The sequence below is a fragment of the Occallatibacter sp. genome (assembly GCF_049802275.1).
Lineage (GTDB): Bacteria > Acidobacteriota > Terriglobia > Terriglobales > Acidobacteriaceae > Telmatobacter.
The window spans coordinates 1-3,261 of the sequence record NZ_JBARMD010000258.1 but is presented as its reverse complement, the minus strand read 5'-3'; the positions used below and the strand labels follow the sequence as shown (position 1 = coordinate 3,261).

The 3,261-nt window shown below is 59.0% G+C and carries 5 protein-coding genes and 1 pseudogene; 4 read left to right on the top strand and 2 right to left on the bottom strand.

Translation table 11 applies throughout. The features are described 5' to 3' along the window. A partial coding sequence (locus tag WA354_RS09035; protein WP_472812678.1) for a serine hydrolase occupies window positions 1-509 on the top strand: 509 nt, incomplete at its 5' end. Window positions 510-564: 55 nt separating this feature from the next. On the opposite strand, the gene WA354_RS09030 is transcribed toward WA354_RS09035, so the two are convergent. Further along, window positions 565-918, bottom strand: coding sequence for a DUF309 domain-containing protein (locus WA354_RS09030; RefSeq protein ID WP_472812677.1), 354 nt, complete (start codon window positions 916-918; stop codon window positions 565-567). Between the two features lie 120 nt (window positions 919-1,038). Between WA354_RS09030 and WA354_RS09025 the strand changes: the two genes are divergently transcribed. From WA354_RS09025 to WA354_RS09015, 3 genes are all read left to right on the top strand, one after another. After that, window positions 1,039-1,665 (top strand): DUF4126 domain-containing protein, encoded by a 627-nt coding sequence (locus tag WA354_RS09025; protein ID WP_472812676.1) that lies wholly within the window; start codon window positions 1,039-1,041, stop codon window positions 1,663-1,665. A 126-nt stretch (window positions 1,666-1,791) separates the two neighbouring features. Next, a complete protein-coding gene (locus tag WA354_RS09020; RefSeq protein WP_472812675.1) occupies window positions 1,792-2,241 on the top strand; it encodes a hypothetical protein in 450 nt (149 codons plus the stop codon). A gap of 113 nt (window positions 2,242-2,354) precedes the next feature. After that, window positions 2,355-2,993, top strand: a complete 639-nt coding sequence (locus WA354_RS09015) for an RNA polymerase sigma factor (protein ID WP_472812674.1) — start codon at window positions 2,355-2,357, stop codon at window positions 2,991-2,993. An 85-nt stretch (window positions 2,994-3,078) separates the two neighbouring features. Here the strand turns inward: WA354_RS09015 and WA354_RS09010 are convergent. Next, window positions 3,079-3,261 (bottom strand): annotated as a pseudogene (locus WA354_RS09010) (hypothetical protein); the annotation flags it as partial.

The window sequence follows — 3,261 nt, the reverse complement described above, 5'->3', positions numbered from 1 at the left end:
GACATCTACTGATTGGCGTCCACGAGGAGGGATCGTGCACAACAACCGAGGCCCCTGCCGGAAGCTCGGGCCTCTATTCCACCGCAGCGGATATGACGATCTGGCTCAAGTACCTTCTTCGGACTGGTGGCCCAGGCATCTACGCACAAGACGCTTCCGCCCAGGGCGTCTACGTCCTTCCTTCCGATCTGCTCAGTCAAAAAGGGCTGGACCACGCTGGGGAGCCCACCGGCGTTGGCCTTGGCTGGATTCATATCCTGCCGGCTGACTCCCCCTCGCATATCATCGAAAAGACAGGCGGCGGAGCTGGTTTCGAAACGTATATCGCTATCAACCACTCTCGCAATACTGCCATCTTTGTGGCCGCTACCGATGGCCCGGTCTATACCCATGTGAACCTCTTCAATGCCGCGAACGAGCTTCTCCTCGCTGTGGCAGGTCTGCCGCCGCTGCCACCGCCGCCACCCAAACCGGCAGCAACGCGCACTCACCATCATCGCCACGGCTGATGAGCGGAGCGCTTGCGTTCGACCATGACCGAGTCCTCGTCGCGCGAAGAAATACTCAACGAATATGCGGGAAAGGGATTTGACGAGGCTGGCTCTCGGCGTTGAGCGCATCGAGCCACATGCGAATGCTCGTGCGAAGTTCCTCGACCGCGACCCCGCTGTACTCCGCGGGAAAACTCTCCAGGCGTCGCAAGGCTGAGCGAAGCAGGGAAGCCGTGCCTGTGGGATTGTTGCGCTGCAGGTGGTGGAAAGCTGCGGTGATCTGGATCAATGCCTGGAGAAACGTCTTCTCCGGTTCATCGCATTTGAGCCAGACGCTCTCCCAATGTTCGTGTGCCTCAAAGAACTCCTGATTGCAATAGCAGCGAAGTCCCTCGGCCAGCGCGCCCTCTGTCCATTCAAACGGCATCGTGCATTCATTATCACTTTCGCACTGCGGGAACCGGCCTCGGTCCGGCGGCAACTTTATCCGATTTGCTCGCATTTGAATGTACAAATAGGCAGCCGGATAAGCCGGCATTTCTGCGGTTTGGACCTATATACTGACGACGTGAAACTTCCGCTTCCTGGCCATGGACTTGTCGCGCTGATTGTCGCCGTCTCCTTTGCGGCGGGGATCAACGTCTACGCCACGGTGGCAACGTTGGGGATCCTGTCGCATACCAGCCTGTTGGCCCTTCCAGAACCGCTGCACCTGCTGGCGAGTTGGTGGGTCATCGGCGCAAGTGTCGCGCTGTTTGCCGTGGAGTTCTTTGCCGACAAGGTTCCTGCCTTCGACTTGATTTGGAACGCCCTGCACACCTTCATCCGCGTCCCGGCGGCAGCCCTGTTGGCTTGGCGCGCCACCACGAATTTGACTCCGGGCGAGCAGCTTGCCGTAACGCTGCTGGGTGGCCTGGTCGCGCTGGCTGCACACGGAGGAAAAACTGCGGCCCGCGCTGCTGTCACGCCGTCGCCCGAGCCCTTCTCAAATATCGGCCTCAGCCTCGGCGGAGATGTGCTCGCCGTCTCTCTCACCTGGCTGGCGACTGCACATCCGTACATAGGCGGGGGCATAGCCCTGGCTTTGGTCCTGGCCATCATTCTGCTCATCCGCTGGGTTTGGCGCGCTCTCCGTGGTCTGTTTCGCGGCGCCGAACACGCAATCGCACAATGAATTTCGAATTCTGAGACGAGTTCCCCCCGGGGTTACTCCCCTTTGATAATTTTTGCGGCCAAACGAAAGCGGCCCGAGTCTATACTTGTGAGACCTTCGCTGCACCCGTCGAGGAGCCAGAAGCACGTGCAAGACGAATTTCCCATCGCGACAGGACAAAAGGCGCAGATTCAGCCCTTGGGGCAGACCAGCGGGCGTGAGTTGGGACTCCCTGTTCCGGTGAGGCAGTTTTTCCGGCCTTGTGTTTTAGCTTTCCTCGCCCTGGCCATCGCGATCGGCGCGAATGGGTACGGCCACAAGCTCTCGCAGTATTTCAACCAGACTCAAATCTCAAAAGCCTCTGGTACGCGGATGTGGGTGGAGCATCGCGATGACTTCTCCAGCACCGTGGCGCAGCCCAAAACCAGACCGCAACGGATCTCCGGATTCGCGCTTCTTGCCTTATCCACCCCACGGCTAGCGCGCCTGTCGCGCGATCATGCTGTCATCAACCCGGCTCCCGCACGTATAACGTTCATCATCTCGTCGCATATTCCCTTCCGGGCTCCTCCCTCGCTCCATCCTTCCCTGGCGTAGTTGGCGGTACCGGCCTGCGTTGCAGCTAGAGCAACTGGCCGCGTGTATTGCCTTCCGGCTTTTCATTCCAACCGAATGAACTCGCAATGCCCACCCGGTAGGAGCGGGTGTATATGCCAATTTCCTTGAGTGCAATGGAAGTGGAAACAGACGCCCCCTTAAGCGAGGGCCGTCTGGAGGAGTTTCTCGAAACTGCTGAACGCCGCCGCCCGCAACTGCTGCGTATGGCCCGCCGTCTCACGAATTCAAACGAAGACGCGGAAGACGTTGTGCAGGAAGCGTTCATGAAGGCCTATAAAGCTCTGGCAAAGTTTCGCGGGGAATCGCAGATGTCGAGTTGGCTGGGCGCGATTGTGCAGAACACGGCGCACGAGCACCTGCGCAGCCGTCGCAACCGTGTCTTCGTGTCGATTGAATACCTGAGCAGGCAGGACAATGAAGTTGTGGAGATCGATCTTCCCGATCCTCGCAGAAATCCTGAAGAGACATGGCAAAGCAAGGAGATGGAGGGCATTCTGCGCGAAGAAGTGAAAAAGCTCGGCATGGTGTGCCGTCGCGCGATTGAAACTTGCGTTCTCGACGAGAGTCCACAGCAGGAAGCAGCACGGGCGCTCAACCTGAGCGTCGCCACCATGAAATCGCGTGTCTTCCGCGGCAAGCACATTCTGAGCCGCACGATGCTCCGGCGGCTGGCCGGACGGCATGGAGCAATGTCGATGCCTGCCGGTTACCGGGTAGGTTGCGAGATGTAGGCGCTGGCGATTTTCTTTACCGGATTTCACTCCCTGATCGAGTTTGATCCAACTGCAGTATGTTGAGCGCCGGTTTTGCCGGCGCTCATTTTTCTGCGTCGAGTACAGGTTTTGACGCCATATTCTGCGCGACCACCCATGCCGCTGCACCAATGGTCCACGAGATCCACAGCGCCGTCCACGACAAGCGCGCCCGGGGGGTGGCAAAGATTGCCGGCAACCAGATAAGCAGCGTATAAAGCGTGATTTGGCCGGCCTCAGCCCACGC